The organism is Demequina aurantiaca, from assembly GCF_000975135.1.
GTDB classification, from domain to species: Bacteria; Actinomycetota; Actinomycetes; order Actinomycetales; family Demequinaceae; genus Demequina; species Demequina aurantiaca.
In genome coordinates this window covers 686,922-703,315 of record NZ_BBRF01000001.1, presented here as the reverse complement: position 1 = coordinate 703,315, position 16,394 = coordinate 686,922, and the positions used below count along the sequence as shown (strand labels likewise).

Here is a 16,394-nt window from a genome sequence, read left to right as displayed (position 1 = left end):
ACGATATGGTCCTTATGGGGACGCGTTAGGAGCCTGGCTCGCGACCCACCTGCTTGACGGGCCGGGCGGCCTTGAGCGGCGAGGGAATTCGGTCCGCAAAGCGCATCAGGATGGACCCGGCGAATGCCAGGATCAGCACGTAGGCCGCGGCCAGCGGACCCAGTTGTACCTGCGCCCCGGCGGCCACCCCCAGTCCGGCGATGACGATCGAGAACTCTCCGCGGGGAACCAGCGAGAGCCCGGTTCTCCATTGACCCTTGGGGCCGATGCCGGCGCGAGAGGCCGCCCAAATACCAGTAGAGATCTTGGTCACCGCGGTCACGATGGCCAAGCCAATCGCAGGCAACAACACCGGTAGCAGGTCGCGGGGATCGATCCCGATGCCAAAGAACACAAAGAACAGCCCACCAAACACGTCTCGCAACGGTGGCAGCAATCCGCGCACGTCGTCCGCGACCTGGCCGGACAGGGTCAACCCCAGCAGGAAGGCGCCCACGGCGGCGGAGACCTGCACGGCCTCGGCCAGCCCGGCCACGAGAAAGGTGAGGCCCAGCACGCCGAGCAGCAGCAACTCGCGCGAGTGAGAATGAACCATCTTGTTGACGTGGGTTGAGAATCGCATGGAGACGAGGAAGGCGATCGCCACCAGCCCAATGGCGACCGCGGCAGCGATGGCACCTTGAGCGAGAGTCGCTCCCACCAGCAGCACGGCCATGAGGGGGAGGAAGATCGCCATCACGATGTCTTCCATGACCAGCAGGCTGAGAATCACGGGAGTCTCACGGTTGGCCATGCGGTCAAAGTCATCGAGCAGGCGCGCGATGATTCCGGATGACGAGATGTAGGTGACGCCTCCCAGCAGCAGCGACGCGGTGATGGACCACCCCAGGATGAGCCCCACCGCAAACCCTGGCACGCCGTTCGCGACCAGGTCCAAGAGACCCGCGCGCCAGTTGGACTTCATGCCGTCGCGAAGATCCTGAGGCGAGTACTCCAGCCCCAGCAGAAGCAGCAGCAGGACGACGCCGATCTGGGCGCCAATCTCGAGGAACTCCTCGCCGGCGGCCACGGGAATGATGCCGCCATCGCCCATGAGCAGTCCGGCAAGGAGATAGAGAGGAATGGAGGGGATGCCGATGCGCGCTGCGAGACGGCCCAACAAGGCGAGCACGATCAGGATGACGCCCAGCTCGATCAGCACGTCACCCGTATTGCCCGCCGCGGCCATGGGCAGGGGCATCCCCAGAGTCGGCACGGCCCAGGAGGTCACGGCTCTAGCCGGTCAGGATCTGCGTCGCCTGGCGGACCGCAGTAGCACTGCCCATCACGAGGACAGTGTCTCCGGGAGCAAGGGAAAACGTGGGCTCGGGGCCGGGAATCGCGGCTTCGCCGCGTATGACGGCCACCACAGACGCGGAGGTCTCCGTGCGGATGCGCCCATCACCGATGGTCTTGCCCACCAGTCCTCCGCCATCGGGCATGGTGACCCATTCGATCGCGAGGCCCTCCACGTTGTGCTTGAGTTCCTCGAGGCGCGCAGTGATGTTGGTGCCGCCCAGCAGCTCCGCCACCTTGCTCGCGTCACCCTCGGAGAGCTCGATGGTGCCACGGCACGAGTCCGGGTCCTCGCGGTCGTACAGCGCGATGTCACGCTTGCCGTCACGACGGACCACCACTCCCACGTGGTCCCCGCCTTCGGCCGTAAATTCGTAGCGCACGCCCACGCCGGGCAGCGGTGTCTCGAAGAGTTCCATGGGACTACTGTTCCATGCCCAGGCCCACTGCGCGCTACGCCTCGGCCGCGAGGTCCATTTCCAGCAGGCGTTCCCACGCCAGGCGCATGACAAACGGATCCTCGAAAGCGACGTGCCGTAGCGCGGCATAGACCTGGAAGGCGCCGATGCGTGCGTGGGTCGCGGTGCTGATCTCGCCATACGAGCGGTACACCGCCTCGTGGTCGGCGCGGGGCAAGAGGTTGGTGGCGTAGCCGAGATCCGCCGCCGGGTCGCCGCTGCCGTAGTTGTGCCACAGCAGGATTCCCGCGAACTGCCCCCGGTCGGATAACACCGCTCGTGGCTCGAGGCGACCGTGCGTCCAGGTGGGGTCCACGTCCATGGGGGCCGCGATGCCGCGCTCGAACACGGCCCGCGTCGCGTCCGCGTCGATCTCGCGCTGCTCAGGTGCGCCAGACGCGGCCGCCCGGCTCAGGAGTTGCTCGAACCGAGGCGCCAGCCGCGAGAGTGAGAGGCTCGTGTGGGGGTTAGTCACAGCATCGGCCGGGGCCTTGGCGTGAATCTCGCGCAGCGCTGCCCCAATCGGCGCGGCAGAGGCTGCGTGCAGCGGGACAAATCCCGCCGTCGATGCCGATCGCCATTCCACCAAGTTCCAGTGGTGCGGGAAGCCGTGTGCGGGCTCACCTGCGGCAATGGGGAAGCTCGCAGGGAAGGTCCACGTGCGGGCCTGGGGACGGATCAGGTCGGGCGCACGCTTGTACAGATAGTCCCTATCCGCATATCGCGGGAAGATCGCGCCGTAGTCATCCCCGATCCGTACGGCGAAGTGATCCTCGAGCGTGTAGCGGCGCCCGAGTTCCCGCTCGGCGAGGTGCGGAAACTGCTCATCAATCAGCAGTCGCAGCTGCTCATCGGGGAGGGAAATGGGCTCGCTTTCCAGCGGACGCACGGCATCGGGCATGGCTACAGGCTAGCGGCGCACGGGAGGAGTGTGGGTCGCTGTGTCCTACAAAGAAACACCGCTACTTCACGTAACGCACGGCGCTGCCGGCGACCTTCAGACCCTTGGCCGCTTTCGACTCTGGGCCGCGGGTCTTCTCCACATGCTCACCCGACTTGCGCAGGATATTCGCGATGATGGGCACGGCGATGGCGATGATGATCCAGCGGACGATGCGACGACGCACGGTTGCCTCCTTGGTAACGGACCCTCCTAGTATGCGCGAAGGAGGACCTTCTCTGTAGGCGAGTGGCGTGGTGTGCGCGACAATGGATGCATGAGCGAGGAACTAGAGAAAGCCGATGCCCCCAAGAAAGTGGTCGACGACGATCGCCGCTGGAACTACTCGATTCACTACCAGCGCCGGGTTGTTGACCTGATTCCGGAGAACGCGCGTACCGCGATCGACGTGGGTTGTGGCGAGGGCATGTTCGCCCGTGAGCTTGCGTCACGCCACCTGGCCGTCACGGCCATCGATGAGGATGGCCCCACACTCGAGCGCGCGCTGGCTCAGGACACCACCGGCATCGACTACCTCGAGGGGGACTTCCTCACCTACGACCTGCCGCGCGAGGGCTACGACGTCGTCAGTGCGATCGCCGTGCTGCATCACGTCGACATCGCCACCGGATTTGAGCGGCTCAAGGAGTTGGTGGCGCCGGGAGGTGTGGTGCTCGTCGTGGGCGCTAGCAGGGGCACCATGAAGACCGTGCCCAAGGAGATTGGCGCGTCGTTCGCGGACAAGGCGCAGCGGCTGTGGCGCGGATGGTGGGACCACGACACTCCCAGCGCATGGCCGCCCCCGCACACGTTCGACGAGGTGCGCGATGCCGCCATCGAGATCCTTCCCGGCTGCGAGATTAAGAACCACCTGCTCTACCGCTACACGCTGACGTGGTCCAAGTCGGAAGCGTGACGGTGAGCCCAGCCATGTCACACGTCAGGAACAACACCCTGACCGCGCTGGACGGCGTGAGGGTGGGTCATGCGACGCACGTGGATGCGCTGACTGGTTGCACCGCCGTGGTGTTTGACCGGCCGCTGTCTGCCGCAGTCAAGGCGTATGGCGGCGGCGCCGGGGGCTTCAACCTCGAGGGCCTGCGCGGGGGGCACACCAACTACGGCATCGGCGGCATCTTCGTGTCCGGTGGCTCGAGCACCGGCCTGCTGACGGGCGCGGGCCTCATGGAGGCGATGCGCGCAGACGGTGTCGGGGCAACATCGGGCCCGGACGGGACCATCGTGAACCCCTCCGTGTCCGGCGCCGCGATCTACGACTTGGGCATGGAAGTCGCGCCGTTCAGCGCTGACTATGGCCGGGAGGCCTACGCCAATGCGACGGCCGAGCCGATAGCAAGCGGCAACGTGGGCGCCGGCACCGGCGCTTCCGTTGGCAAGTACCGTTGGCTGGACATGGGGGCATCGAATCCCGCCATGAAGGGCGGTGTGGGAAACGCTCGCGTGGACATCGCCAGCGGTAACCCCGGCGGCGGCATCACCGTCTGCGCGATGTCGGTCGTGAACGCGGTAGGCAACGTGGTGCTCCCCAACGGCCAGATTCTTGCGGGCAACCGCGACGAGAACGGCGGCTTCTCCAGCTACGAGGAGCTCGCGGAGTTCCTTACGCGCGCCGACGCGGGTAGCAGCGAACACAACACGACCATCACGGTGGTGGGCATCAACGTGGACCTGGGGTCGCTCGAGCACTACGAGAAGGTCGCGCACTTCGCGGCCCACGGCCAGGTGCGGGCCATCAACCCTGTACACACCGCAGGTGACGGCGACACCGTCTTTGTGTTCTCCACCGCGCGCGTAACGGATCCGCTGAACTCCACCGCGCAGTACTTCAAGGAATCCGCGACTGACATTCACCTGCAGGTGGACCTGATCGGACACGCCGCAGCAAAGGCGGTGCAGGAAAGCATCTACGACGCGTGCCGTAGCGCACGGACGGTATTGGTCAAGGGCGCCTACGGCGGAATCGTGCCGAGCGCGGCCGACTACCCGGTGAGGTAGTTAGTCCACTTACTGACGTTGCTTCCACTCGCGCGCCAGCAGTCCGTACATCGCGTCATCGGTGATGCGGTCGCCTACCCAGTAGGACTCGCGCTTGGTTCCCTCGTGGATGAACCCCAGTCGGTCCAGTACGCGCACCGACGGAAGATTTCCGGGGTCTGTCGTGGCCTCGATGCGGTGCACGCCCAGCACGTTGACGACGTAGTCACACACGGCACCGGTCGCCTCGGTGCTGAAGTAGTGGCCGCGCGCCCAGGGGTGCAGGGTGTAACCGATCTCCGCGGTGTGGCTGTCCTCAGAAAGTCGAATGCCGACGTCACCCACGATGCGTCCGTCCTTGGTGCGCTCGACCGCCAGCAGAAACCACTCGCCCGGGGTCACGTCGCCGCGTTCGACCATCGCGTCGATGAGCGCCTGCGCGCTCTCGACCGGGTACGGCACCACCCAGGCCTGGTAGCGCGCGGTCGCGGGGTCGCTGCGACGCTCCGCGAGGTCCGCCGCGTCCCCTGGCACCATCGCGCGAAGGGTGAGCCTGCCGGTCGTGAGAGGTGAGAATGCCATATCCCCAGTATGCCGCGACACGTGGCGACGCGCCTGGCACGCGCCTGGCACGCGCCGGTCAGGCGGCTGGGTCAGCGCTCGCGGTCGACCCGGCCCACGTCCCACACGGGCTCGGAACTCTCGGTCACGTTGCCGTCCTCGCCAAAGACCAGGAACCGCTCAAAGTTGGCCGCGAACCAGCGGTCGTGAGTCACTGCGATGACCGCACCCTCAAAGGACATCAGCGCGCTCTCGAGCGACTCAGCCGACTCCAGGTCCAGGTTGTCGGTGGGTTCGTCGAGCAGCAACATGGTCGCCCCTGCGAGCTCCAGCAATAGCACCTGGAAGCGTGCCTGCTGGCCCCCGGACAGGCTTTCAAACTTCTGTTCCGACGAGGCTCCCAGGCCGTAGCGGTCCAGCACGCTCTCCGCGGCCGAGCGATCCAGCCCCTTGCGGTGCGCGTCGCCGCGGTGCAGCAGGTCGAGCAGTGTCTTACCCTGCCATTCGGGGTGTGAGTGGGTCTGCGCGAACCAGCCCGAGCGCACGCGGGGTCCCAGTGCCACGTGACCCGTGTGGGCGACCGGCTTGGGTGCCACGTCCCCCACGGGCTGGTGCTCCAGATCGGGGTCGGAGCCCCCGGCCGCGAGCAGACGTAGGAAGTGCGACTTGCCCGAGCCGTTCGCGCCCAGCAGCGCCACGCGGTCGCCGTACCAAATCTCCGTGCTGAACGGCTTCATCAGCCCGGTCAGCTCGAGCTCCTCGATCACCACGGCCCGCTTGGCTGTGCGCCCTCCCCGCAACTTCATGTTGACGGACTGCGGCAGTGGGATGGGCTCGGGTTTGCCGGCCTCTTCGAACTTGCGCAACTTGGTCTTGGCCGCGGCGTAGCGGTTGGCCATGTCGGGACTGCTGGCCGCTCGCGCCTGCATGGTCCTCACTAAGTCCTTGATGCGCGCGTGCTCCTCGTCCCAGCGGCGCAAGTCCTCTTCCATGCGAGCGATGCGAGCCTCGCGTCCCTCGCGGTAGGTCGACCAGCCGGAAGGGTGGATCCATAGCGTGTTGCCGTGGCTATTGCGTTCGAGGGTCGCGACCTTGGTGGCGGCACGGTTCAGTAGCTCGCGGTCGTGGCTGACCAGCAGGATCGCCTTGCGAGATGCGACCAACTGCTCCTCGAGCCACAGTTTTCCCGGCACGTCGAGGTAGTTGTCCGGCTCATCCAGGATCAGCACATCGTGGTCGTCGCGGAGCAGCGCCTCGAGCACCAGGCGCTTCTGCTCGCCACCCGACAGCGTCGACACCTCACGGTCGCGTGCCTTATCGAAAGGGATCCCCATCGCGGAGACCGTGCACACGTCCCACAGTGTCTCGAGCTCGTAGCCGCCGGCGTCGCCCCAGGCAATGACCGCATCGGCGTAGGCCATCTGGTCCTTCTCGGTGCCCGTCTCGTACATCCGGGCCTCCGATGCCGTGGCTCGCTCGGCGAGCGCGCGCAACTTGGGCGGCGCGACGGACAGCAAGAGGTCCGCAACGGTTGACTCGTCGCGCACGGAGCCGATGAACTGCGTCATCACACCCAGGTTTCCCGTCACGGCGACCGTGCCCTCGTGCGGCGCGAGATCGGAGCGGGCGATGCGCGTCAGGGTGGTCTTACCGGTCCCGTTGGGGCCCACGAGGGCAATCACGTCGCCCTCACCCACCTTGAGGGTGACGTCACGCAGCAGCATGCGTCCGTCGTCGAGGGAAAAGGAAACGTCACTTATCTGAAGATGGCCCACCCCAGAAGGGTACGCGGGGTACAAATGACTTATGGCACGCTTACGGCGCTCGCGCCCCTCGTCTCCTGGTTTGGCTCGCCGGCGCGCGGGCCGTGGTTGGGTGTTTCTCGATGAAGAGGGAGCACGGGTTTCCGATGCCACGGTGATCGCCCGCTGTAAGGACCTGGTGATCCCTCCCGCGTGGACCGATGTGTGGATCTGCCCGTGGCCCAACGGTCACCTGCAGGCCATGGGGACTGACGAGGCCGGACGACGCCAGTACCTCTATCACCCGGCATGGCGAGTGGCCCGTGACCGCGAGAAGCATCAGCGCGTGCTGGAAACGGCGCACGCCCTGCCGGCGGCCCGCGAGGCGGTGGGCCACGACCTCACCCTCGCGGACATGTCGCGCCGGCACGTGCTGGCCGTGGCGTTCCGTCTCCTGGACATCGGGCTTTTCCGCGTGGGAGGCGAGACTTACGCGCTGGACAATGGCTCGTACGGTCTTGCCACATTGCGGCGCGATCACGTCACCGTGGGTGCCAAGGGCATCGAGTTCGACTACGTTGCTAAGTCCGGCAAGCAGCGCACCCTGGTGCTCCGCGACGAGGCGTGCGCCGAGGCGATCTCGACCCTCAAACGCCGCGGCGACGACGACCCCGAACTCCTCGCGTGGCGTGAGTCCACGTCCCCCGCCACGTGGAGGGACATCACCAGTAGCGATATCAACGAGTACGTGCAGGAGGTGGTGGGCGGGCACATGTCAGCCAAGGACTTCCGCACCTGGCACGGGACGGTGCTGGCTGCGACTGCACTCGCGGAGCTCCCCGCCGCCGCTGACCTGAGCGCCACCAAGCGCACGCGTGAGGTCGCCTCCGTCATGCGCCGGGTCTCCGAGGTACTGGGCAACACGCCGGCGGTGGCGCGCGCCTCGTACGTCGACCCACGCCTGGTTGACCTGTGGGAGGACGGCTACTCGATCGCCCCGGCGCTCGCGGATGATGAGGTGGAGGACCTGCGTGAGGCGTACGACAACCAGCGAGACGCGTGCGAGCGCGCCACCCTCGCGCTCCTCACCACGGCGCCACTACGCATCAACGCGGCCTTGAGACGCGTGAAGGGGCGCACCAAGCGTCGCCGCTAGCCCAGCAGGCCTTGGCCCACGTACTCGCCCTCGGCGCATCCCGGGGGAATCGCGAAGACTGCTGAGCCGATGGGCGTGGTCCACACGTTCATCAGATCCGCCTTGGCGAGTGCTTCCTGGATCGGCACGTACTGCGCGTCGACGTCCGCCTGATACGACGCAAAGAGCAACCCGGTGTTCGAGACCACGGAGTCGTCCGCCCCTGGTGTCGGACCAAGGTCGTAGTTGTATCCACGCCTGAAGATGCGGGCGCCGGTGAAGTGGTGATGAGCGCGACGCACGTGGGAGACATCTGAGATCACCGGAAAACCGTGTGGCCCGATCGCCTCGAAATCGGGTTCGTCGGTCTCCGCCGTGCCGGTGAGGGGTGCTCCAGTTGTGACGGTGCGGCCGATGGCGTTCTCGCGGCCAACGGTGTCCACCTCGTCCCATGTCTCTATGGCTATCTCGATGCGGCGTAGCACGAGTGAAGTGCCGCCGGCCATCCAGTCGTCCCCGGTGGCCCACACGACGGTGTCGAAGTCGGGAGTTCCCAGCCTGGGGTTGGCAGTTCCGTCCACCTGGTCGAAGAGATTGCGCATCGTGGTGCCACCGGGCTGCGACCCGTAGGCGCGTCGGAAGCCATCCTGGCGCCATCGCAGGGACGCGAACCCGCGGCCATCCTTGAGGATCATGCGTGTCGCGTGTGCCATCGGTACCTGGTCGTCTGCGGACACGACCACGATGAGGTCGCCACCGGACCACCGCTCCTCGAGTTTGTCGATGTCATAGGCCGGCAGGGGCCTCAGCCACGAGGGGCGCTTGGATGTGGCGGCGCGGTCGAGTGCCCCTGGCCCAAAGCCGAAGGTGACCGTCAAGCCGGCTGGGTCTTCTGCAAGATGGGGCTCAGTGTCCGCGAGCGCGGGCGTGCCCGCCGTCAGTCGTGCCGCATCATCACTCCAGAGCTTCATGAGCCGACGGAGCCCATCGGCGTCTACTTCGCGGTGCAGGTCGAGTGCGAGGTAGGTGACGTAGGACGCGACGGGAGTCTCAATGCCCGCCTGGTGGGTGCCGTGGAACGCGACGGTGCGGGAGCCATTGACCCCCGTGGAATCAGGCTTGGGGTCTGCCGCGAGGGCGGGTGTGCCAGCGAGCGCGACACCGGCTGCGACGCCAACGCCGGCGGCGGCCCCTCCGAAGAGGAACCCCCGCCGGGTTGCGCCTCGACCCCGAGCCGCGGCGTTGTCGCCGACCGGTCGAGTGGGTGTCATCGCTTAGGAGTCGCCTTCCATGTTCATGGAGTCTGCGCTCGGGCTCGTCGAGTCGTGACCCATGTCCATGCCATCCATGGTGTCGCCGCCGTCGTAGTCCTCGTTGGCACCGGTGAAGTCCTTGGCGGTGGCGGTGACGTCCAAGGTGGAGTCGTCGGAGAACGTCAGCGTGACGTTGACGTCATCTCCCGCTCGAATGGGCTCCGTGACGCCCATCAGCATGATGTGAAAGCTGCCTGGCTCCAGCGTCAGCGAGCCGCCCGCGGGGACCACGAATCCTCCATCGATGGGTGACATCGACATGGCGCCGTCATCGCCCATGGCCGTCTCGTGCAACTCCACGGTGGGGGCGGCATCGGTGGTTGCCGACACGATGGTGATGTCCTCGCCGGAGGTGTTGGTGATGACACCGAAAGCGGCAGTCATGCCCTCGTCGACTGTCTTGACCCATGGGTCGGTGACGGTAGTGGAGTCCGCCGCGGTGGATGCGGAGGTGCTTGAGCAGGCGGCCAGGGCAACGGTGGAGACCGCCGCGAGGACAGCCAGGCGTGACAGCCGGGTGGTGCGAAGAGTGGTGAAGGTCATGGGGATTCTCGTCTCAAAGGTGGGGACGCACGTGCGTCGAAAATGTGGGGATGCCGCGGCTTGCGCACGCTTGATGCACGTGCGACGCGACCGCCGTTTGGGCGCGGCACAATGACGCGAGTTCTACAGGGGACTCGCTGGTGGGGGGGGTCAGCCGTGGAGCACGGGCGGCCCGCGCCGCGAGACGGGTGACGAAGCTGCGTCCAGTTCCGGCGGGCACGCGTCTTGGTCGTTGACGGTCGCCGCAGGGGAAGGCGAGTTAAGGAGGACGGATGGTGCGAGCAGGCGCGCCAGTAGGCCGGCCCAGGTCCGTGAGCCTACGCTCGACCTCACGCGGGCGGCGCCCGTGGCCAACGCGGCCAGGAGCTGTTCCGCCTTGAAGAGCGCTGCGACGGTGATTGCGGCGGCCGCTAGGTGTGACACCGTCATCCCGCTGCCGCCGTGGGCGTGGAGCTGACCACCGCCGGTCACCGAGATTGACCCCACGTCGTGGCCGGCGTGAATGCCGCCATGCGAGCTCAATCCCACGCCGGGTGCGCCGAGCACAAAGAGCTGGTGGAAAATCCATTGGCTCGCGACGACTGCGATGCCTAGCCGCCAAAGCGACAATTCCCTGCCCGCCAACTGGAAGCACACCGCGGTCGACAGCAGCAGCGGGACCGCGATTCCTGGCGCGGACGGCATGGCGCCACCGGCGAGCACGTGCGATCCAAGCGCCACCAGCGTCGACAACGCCGCGCCAGTCAGGGCGCGGGCAAGCCGGCTCGCGGCGGTCAGGGGCATGGGTCGATTATGGCACTCAGCCCACCACGTGAGCGATGCGGTCAATCGCCTCGGTCAGGATGGCCGGCGATGTCGCGAAGTTGATGCGCACATGGCCCGCCCCGCCCGTGCCGAACGTGGGCCCCGAGTTGAGCATCACGCGAGCCTCGCGGTGCAAGAATTCGGAAGGGTCCTCGCCGGCAAGGTCGTACGCGCTGAGGTCGACCCATGAGAGGTAGGTCGACTCCGGCCACGTGAACCCCGCCTTGGGTAGCTTCTCCGCGAGCAGTGCTTTCAGGAGGTGACGGTTCGCATCCAGTCCCGCGACGAGGTCATCGAGCCACGGACCACCCTGGGTGTAGGCCGCGGTCTGAGCGAGCGCACCCAGCTGGCTGGGACCGTGGCGCGGGACCGACACGTAGCGAGCCAGGTCCCCAGTCGAGTCGGTGCCTGCGATCAGCAGCGCGGCCGGAACCCCCGCGAGATTCCAGGCCTTGGAGGCGGACATCAGCGAGAAGGCATCGGCCCGCTCGCCTGCGACGGACAAGTACGGCGTATAGGAAGCGTCGGTGTAGACCAACGGTGCGTGGATCTCGTCGGCGACCACCCGCACGCCGTAGCGAGCCGCGAGAGCCGCGACGGCCTCGAGCTCGGCGCGCGTGTGCAGTGTGCCCGTGGGGTTGTGCGGGTTGCACAGCAGGTACGCCGCCGGACGCCCGCCGGTGGTGGCGCGCTGAAAGGCGGCCTCCAGCGACTCGAGGTCGATCCGGAAGTCCGCGCCCAGTGGGGACTCCTCGATGCGGCGACCAGCACCCTTGACGAACGAGAAAAACGGCGGGTACGCGGGTGGGTTGATGATGACCGCGTCGCCCGGGTCGGTCACCAGCGTGATGGCGTCCGTGTAGCCGGTGATGACGTCGGGCACGGCGACAATGTGTTCGACTGCCAGCGTGGGCCAGTCCCAGCGCTCGGCAGCGAAGCTCACGAGTGATTCCTCGTACGCGGTGCCGGTGCGGTAGCCCACGTCGCCGGTGGCGACGGCCCTGGCGAGGGCGTCGCGAACGGCAGGCGCGAACTCAACGTCCATCTCCGCCACGTAGAGCGGCAGCACGTCCGGCTCAAAGCGCCCCCACTTGGCGCTGGTGCGCGCCTTCAATGCGTCGAGCGTGGGAACGGTGAGCGGATTGGGTCGGGGCGAGGCAGGCACAGTCATACCTCCAGTGTGGCACTTGGCTGCGGCGCGCGGCCAACCCCAGTTCCAGCGCTCGCTATCGTGGAGGCAGCGTTGCACACCTACGACGGAGGCATTCATGTACGGGCTTATGGGAAGCATGTTGGTACTACCGGAAAACCGGGGCGTCCTGCTCAGCGCGCTTGCGGACGCATCGGCGGATCTCCCCGGTTGCCTCAGCTACGTCGTCGCGGCCGATGCCGAGGACCCGAGCCTGGTCTGGGTCACCGAGGTGTGGGAGAGCAAGGAGGCGCACGCGGCGTCCCTGGAGTTGGATCACGTCAAGGCCGCGATAGCCGCCGCCAAGCCGGTGATTCTGGGTTTCGGCACCCGGGTCGAGACTGCGCCGGTGTCAGTCCGTTAGGAATCATCCCGCGGGGCTGACGCTCGCGCGCAGTGCCGCCTCGAGCGCGGGGACGTCACCATGAACGGCCTCCAATTGCTGCGAGCTCAATGCCTCGACCCACCTGCCATCCACCTTGGCGAGAACGATCGCGAGTTCGCGACCGGCGACCGCGGCCGCGATATCTGCGGGCATCTCGTTGCGGTGCAGCAGGCGGAATGGGACGCCGAGGCGCGCGACCATCGCCTTCCACTCGGGTTTGCGGCGAATGGGTGAGTGCGTGATGTCGCACAGCGCACAGTGCTTGGTTCCGATGAGGTGACCCACGACGTAGGTGAGCTCGCCGCGGACCCCACCGTCGGCATCGTAGATGCCGACATATTCGCTCGCACGCTGGGTCTCGTTCATGGGCCGACCCTACCCCGTAGGTGTGTGGCTACCGACGATCGTCGCGGGGCATCATTTGCCCGAGCAGCGCGTCGAGGCGCGCACTTGCCTCACGATCGCGTTCCAGGCCGCCGAGTTGCAAGTAGCCCTGCAGGTTGCGCTCGGTCAGGAAATCCTGGGTCGTGACGATCTGCGTGCCGCCGGGAATCTCCGAGAATTCGAGAGTGATCTGCATGCCAGCATCGGGAAAGATCTCCGACGTGCGCGACTGCACCATGCGCTTATGGCGTTCGACCTCGGTGTAGTGGCCGTAGAAACTGAACTCGTTGCCCTCAGGGTCGCGTTGAACCACCCGCCAGGTGCCGCCGGGCTCGGGGTTGGTGTCCACCCAGGTGTTCTCATAGCCCGTGGGTGCCCACCACTCCTTGAGGTACAACGCCTCCGTGTGAACCAGCCATACCTTGTCCCGGGGGTAGGGCATCCGCTCGGTCATGACGATCTGCGGTGGCTCCTCGGATACCTCAATGGTGAGGTGGATCATCTCGGTCCCTTGGCTTGAGTCGCATGTGACGCAACAGTCGGCGATCCACACGGATGAGTCCGTGTACCCCTAGAGTGCTGGCACGGCGCCGTGCCGGTCAAGCAACCGCGCCGTACCCTGGGACGATGAACTTGTTTAGACGGCCCAAAGTGGTGGTGCGCGACGCCACAGTCGCCGATGCTCGGGGGATTGCCGAGGTGTTGGTCGACTCGTGGCTCGCCGCGTACGAGGATTTGATGCCGGCTGAGCTTCTCGCCGGGATTTCCGTGGGCGAGCGACACAAGCAGCTCGCCACCGCGCTCGCGGCACCCACCCCACCCGGGGCCGTGCGCCTGGTCGCCGAACTTCAAGGCGTCATTGTTGGCTTCGCCAACGCGGGCGTGCCCAACACCGACAACCCAGCGGCCGATGCCGGGGCACGCCGAGCCGTCACCGCACCCGCCACTGTGGATTCCGATGGAGAGGGTTCAGACGGCGATGGCGACGCCCAGGGGCCCGGTCCCCGCCGCATCGGCGAGTTGGCCGTGTTGTATGTGTCGTCGTTGCATTGGCGCGAAGGAATCGGTCGCAAGCTCACGCGTGTCGCGATCAAGCGCCTGTTGGCGAGCGGGTGTGACGAGGTGCGGGCGTGGGTCGTTGACGGCAACGAGCCAGCCTTCACGTTCTTCCAGCGCCAGGGGTGGACGCGCTCCGCAGTTCAACGCCGCGAGATCATGGACGGCCACCTGATCTACCAGACGCGGGTGGACTTTCGCCTGGTGGACTAGGACAGCAGAGCGCGGAAGGCCGCGGCGGCACGCTCCGGCGCACCCTCGCTCAGCCCCAGGAACAGGCTGGGCTCGGTTAGTTCGAGTTCGAGAACCACTGGTCCGTCCGGCGTTGGTAACAGGTCGACACGCGTATAGGCGAGCGGGGGTAGCGACGCGACGATGGCGTCCGCGAGTTCGCGTTCCGCAGTGGAGGCATGCGTGCCCACCACTTTCTCGTCGGCATAGATTCCGGTCTCCCAGGACATGTCTCGCGACAGGATCGCCGCCTTGCGTGCGGCGTGAGAGAACTGTCCGCCCACGTACATCAGCGCGGTCTCGCCCACCTCGTCGATCTGGGCGAGGTACGGCTGGATCATCGCCGTCTTACCGCTGGCATGGAGAGCCTCAAGGTGTGCGCGGGCCGCGGCCTCGTCGCCGTGAAAGAGCTTGGCCCCGTTGGAGCCGGCGCCTACCGACGGCTTGACCACGAGGTGGGCGTCGAGGGGTACCACCACGTCGTCAGGCACGGGCTGCCCTGGATCCACAAACGTGGTGGGGACCACCGGAAATCCGCGCTCAGCCAGGTCCGCAAGGTAGCGCTTATCCGTGTTCCACTCGATGGTCTCGAGGGGATTGTGCAACGTAGAAACGCGAGAGACGCGCTCGGCCCACTGCAGGAACGCGTCCAGGTTGTCGTGATAATTCCACGTCGAGCGCAGGATGACGGCGTCGTACGTGGACCAGTCCACGTTCGGGTCGTCCCAGCACACCAACTCCGCCTCGGGAAGGTGAGGAAGCAGCATGGTCTCGTCGGCATCGGGCACGGGCAGGTCGACGGTGGTCACAAGGGCGATGCGAGCAGTCATGCCGCCAGCCTAGGGGGCATTGACGGCCGCGAGATCCCTCATCCAGGAAGATGGTGGCGGGCACGGCGCACAGTCATTGTGAGCAATCACCCCGCGGGAAATGATGCCGTGGTGGCTGATAGCCACGCCTGGAACGGGCTCGTGCTCACTCATGTCGTGACCTCCAAGCACCCGTCACTCGACGCGGGGCAGCACCTGGGTCTCGGACGCGGCCATGTGCTGGTCCGCCCGGATGGCGGGCCTGGTGCGGGTGAGGGTGACCGAGGCGAGCTCGGACACGGTCCGGTTGTCGCGCCGCACCACGGCGCACGCGAACTCGATCATGGGCACCACGAGGACGTAGATGAACGGCAGGAGTGCCATCGGCAGCCATCGCACTGCAAATCTCACGGTGACCTGCCACAGCGCTGCATGCCGTCGCGGCGAGTTGAGGCGCGCGGGTGCAATGTTGACGGTGACCTGGCCCGGGGTGGCCCGGTCTCGACGCAGTGCCGGGAATAGCCACGCGATCGCGAGCGCCGCGACCAGCACGATGACGAGGGGGATCTTGCCGGAGGCGAGCAGATCCTCCGCGGCCTCGCGCCCGTCGGTCAGCGCTACAGAGAACGCCTGGACGCCCTGCGCCGCCACCGCGAGTACCGCGATCAGCGCCAGATCAATGAATCCTGCCAGCGTGCGCCGACCCAGTGACGGCGGGTCCAGGTCCGGGACCTTCTTGGGCGTGGTGAAGGGCAGGATGCCGATGGCGATGTACGAGATGACCACCCCGACTACGCCGCCGATGGTGTTGGCCACGACGTCGTCCACGTCAAGCAGGCGATACGGGCAGGGGTAGATGCCCCAGAAGCCCGTGCCCTGAGTCGCTTCGATGAGTCCGGAGGTCAGGAACGCGGCGACGATGACACCGAGCCCATTCCAGCGAGTGACCTGATGCAGGAAGAAGGCGAACGGGACAAAGAGCAGCACGTTGAACGCGACCTGGAGGAATATTGCGGAGGTGCTCGTCGCCTCCCAGCCAATCACCGCGGCTTGGCTGGCGATGGGTTTGATGGACGCGAACAGGTCGGTTTGCCAGTAGTCGCGCAGGTTGGGCGATGGGCACTCGACGGAACTCGGCCGCGGCAACGGGAAGACGGTGAACGTCCCCAGTGCGACCGCCGAACCCAGCAATCCCAGCGCGGAGATCATGGGCCATCCGCGCAGGCGTCCGTAGCGTCGCACCACGCGCGCGAGGATCGGCAGCATCGCGAGGGGGATGAGTGCGCCGGTGGCAAACACGGTGACGATCGCGTTGACGCGGTACTGATCCATGTAGCCGAGCCTAGGCCAGCGATGTGATTTCTCCTGTGCCGCGGCCCGATATCCGAACCCGGCAACAGTAGTGCTGAGGGATGTAACCGGGCCCGGACAGGGTCGGGTGACCACCGCCAACGCAACGATGAATGTGACCACCAGATCTACGGTGCAACGACGTTGTGGCGATCCGTTCCCGT

At 66.5% G+C, this 16,394-nt stretch carries 19 protein-coding genes; 5 read left to right on the top strand and 14 right to left on the bottom strand.

Features of this window, described 5'->3' with window-relative positions; translation table 11 throughout:
- Window positions 1-25: 25 nt before the first annotated feature.
- The 4 genes from AOP73_RS03150 to AOP73_RS11970 all read right to left on the bottom strand — a co-directional run bounded on the left by AOP73_RS03150 (window position 26) and on the right by AOP73_RS11970 (window position 2,920).
- Window positions 26-1,270 (bottom strand): cation:proton antiporter, encoded by a 1,245-nt coding sequence (locus tag AOP73_RS03150; protein ID WP_236683486.1) that lies wholly within the window; start codon window positions 1,268-1,270, stop codon window positions 26-28.
- A 4-nt stretch (window positions 1,271-1,274) separates the two neighbouring features.
- Window positions 1,275-1,754, bottom strand: coding sequence for a cation:proton antiporter regulatory subunit (locus AOP73_RS03145; RefSeq protein WP_061963170.1), 480 nt, complete (start codon window positions 1,752-1,754; stop codon window positions 1,275-1,277).
- Between the two features lie 34 nt (window positions 1,755-1,788).
- Window positions 1,789-2,694: a phosphotransferase gene (locus AOP73_RS11835; RefSeq protein WP_061963169.1), complete on the bottom strand. Its 906-nt coding sequence runs from the start codon at window positions 2,692-2,694 to the stop codon at window positions 1,789-1,791.
- Window positions 2,695-2,755: 61 nt separating this feature from the next.
- Window positions 2,756-2,920: a hypothetical protein gene (locus AOP73_RS11970; RefSeq protein WP_160295421.1), complete on the bottom strand. Its 165-nt coding sequence runs from the start codon at window positions 2,918-2,920 to the stop codon at window positions 2,756-2,758.
- Window positions 2,921-3,010: 90 nt separating this feature from the next.
- On the opposite strand from AOP73_RS11970, the gene AOP73_RS03135 reads away from it, so the two are divergent.
- Both AOP73_RS03135 and AOP73_RS03130 read left to right on the top strand, forming a co-directional pair.
- Complete coding sequence (locus AOP73_RS03135; protein WP_061963168.1) at window positions 3,011-3,649, top strand: class I SAM-dependent methyltransferase; 639 nt, start codon at window positions 3,011-3,013, stop codon at window positions 3,647-3,649.
- A gap of 14 nt (window positions 3,650-3,663) precedes the next feature.
- A complete protein-coding gene (locus tag AOP73_RS03130; RefSeq protein WP_061963167.1) occupies window positions 3,664-4,749 on the top strand; it encodes a P1 family peptidase in 1,086 nt (361 codons plus the stop codon).
- 9 nt (window positions 4,750-4,758) lie between these two features.
- Here the strand turns inward: AOP73_RS03130 and AOP73_RS03125 are convergent, their stop codons facing one another.
- Window positions 4,759-5,310, bottom strand: a complete 552-nt coding sequence (locus AOP73_RS03125) for a GNAT family N-acetyltransferase (protein ID WP_061963166.1) — start codon at window positions 5,308-5,310, stop codon at window positions 4,759-4,761.
- A gap of 71 nt (window positions 5,311-5,381) precedes the next feature.
- Window positions 5,382-7,064 (bottom strand): ABC-F family ATP-binding cassette domain-containing protein, encoded by a 1,683-nt coding sequence (locus tag AOP73_RS03120; RefSeq protein WP_061963165.1) that lies wholly within the window; start codon window positions 7,062-7,064, stop codon window positions 5,382-5,384.
- Window positions 7,065-7,164: 100 nt separating this feature from the next.
- Between AOP73_RS03120 and AOP73_RS03115 the strand changes: the two genes are divergently transcribed.
- Window positions 7,165-8,187, top strand: coding sequence for a DNA topoisomerase IB (locus tag AOP73_RS03115; RefSeq protein ID WP_369345512.1), 1,023 nt, complete (start codon window positions 7,165-7,167; stop codon window positions 8,185-8,187).
- Here AOP73_RS03115 and AOP73_RS03110 read toward each other — a convergent pair.
- The 4 genes from AOP73_RS03110 to AOP73_RS03095 form a co-directional block, all read right to left on the bottom strand.
- Window positions 8,184-9,437: a Dyp-type peroxidase gene (locus AOP73_RS03110; RefSeq protein WP_061963163.1), complete on the bottom strand. Its 1,254-nt coding sequence runs from the start codon at window positions 9,435-9,437 to the stop codon at window positions 8,184-8,186. The two genes, AOP73_RS03115 and AOP73_RS03110, sit on opposite strands and share 4 nt — an antisense overlap.
- A 3-nt stretch (window positions 9,438-9,440) precedes the next feature.
- Window positions 9,441-10,022 (bottom strand): copper chaperone PCu(A)C, encoded by a 582-nt coding sequence (locus AOP73_RS03105; RefSeq protein ID WP_061963162.1) that lies wholly within the window; start codon window positions 10,020-10,022, stop codon window positions 9,441-9,443.
- A gap of 150 nt (window positions 10,023-10,172) precedes the next feature.
- The gene (locus tag AOP73_RS03100; RefSeq protein WP_061963161.1) at window positions 10,173-10,805 is read right to left on the bottom strand and encodes a hypothetical protein; all 633 of its coding nucleotides are present in this window, start codon (window positions 10,803-10,805) and stop codon (window positions 10,173-10,175) included.
- Window positions 10,806-10,821: 16 nt separating this feature from the next.
- A complete protein-coding gene (locus AOP73_RS03095) occupies window positions 10,822-11,997 on the bottom strand; it encodes a MalY/PatB family protein (RefSeq protein ID WP_061963160.1) in 1,176 nt (391 codons plus the stop codon).
- Window positions 11,998-12,115: 118 nt separating this feature from the next.
- Between AOP73_RS03095 and AOP73_RS03090 the strand changes: the two genes are divergently transcribed.
- Window positions 12,116-12,379: a putative quinol monooxygenase gene (locus AOP73_RS03090; RefSeq protein WP_201774487.1), complete on the top strand. Its 264-nt coding sequence runs from the start codon at window positions 12,116-12,118 to the stop codon at window positions 12,377-12,379.
- A 3-nt stretch (window positions 12,380-12,382) separates the two neighbouring features.
- Here the strand turns inward: AOP73_RS03090 and AOP73_RS03085 are convergent, their stop codons facing one another.
- Window positions 12,383-12,766, bottom strand: coding sequence for a hypothetical protein (locus AOP73_RS03085; protein WP_061963158.1), 384 nt, complete (start codon window positions 12,764-12,766; stop codon window positions 12,383-12,385).
- 28 nt (window positions 12,767-12,794) lie between these two features.
- Window positions 12,795-13,286, bottom strand: a complete 492-nt coding sequence (locus tag AOP73_RS03080; protein ID WP_061963157.1) for an SRPBCC domain-containing protein — start codon at window positions 13,284-13,286, stop codon at window positions 12,795-12,797.
- Between the two features lie 125 nt (window positions 13,287-13,411).
- On the opposite strand from AOP73_RS03080, the gene AOP73_RS03075 reads away from it, so the two are divergent.
- Window positions 13,412-14,053: a GNAT family N-acetyltransferase gene (locus AOP73_RS03075; RefSeq protein WP_160295420.1), complete on the top strand. Its 642-nt coding sequence runs from the start codon at window positions 13,412-13,414 to the stop codon at window positions 14,051-14,053.
- On the opposite strand, the gene AOP73_RS03070 is transcribed toward AOP73_RS03075, so the two are convergent.
- Window positions 14,050-14,901, bottom strand: coding sequence for an ATP-grasp domain-containing protein (locus tag AOP73_RS03070; protein ID WP_061963155.1), 852 nt, complete (start codon window positions 14,899-14,901; stop codon window positions 14,050-14,052). The genes AOP73_RS03075 and AOP73_RS03070 overlap by 4 nt on opposite strands.
- A gap of 174 nt (window positions 14,902-15,075) precedes the next feature.
- Window positions 15,076-16,212, bottom strand: coding sequence for a VanZ family protein (locus AOP73_RS03065; RefSeq protein WP_061963154.1), 1,137 nt, complete (start codon window positions 16,210-16,212; stop codon window positions 15,076-15,078).
- Window positions 16,213-16,394: the final 182 nt, after the last annotated feature.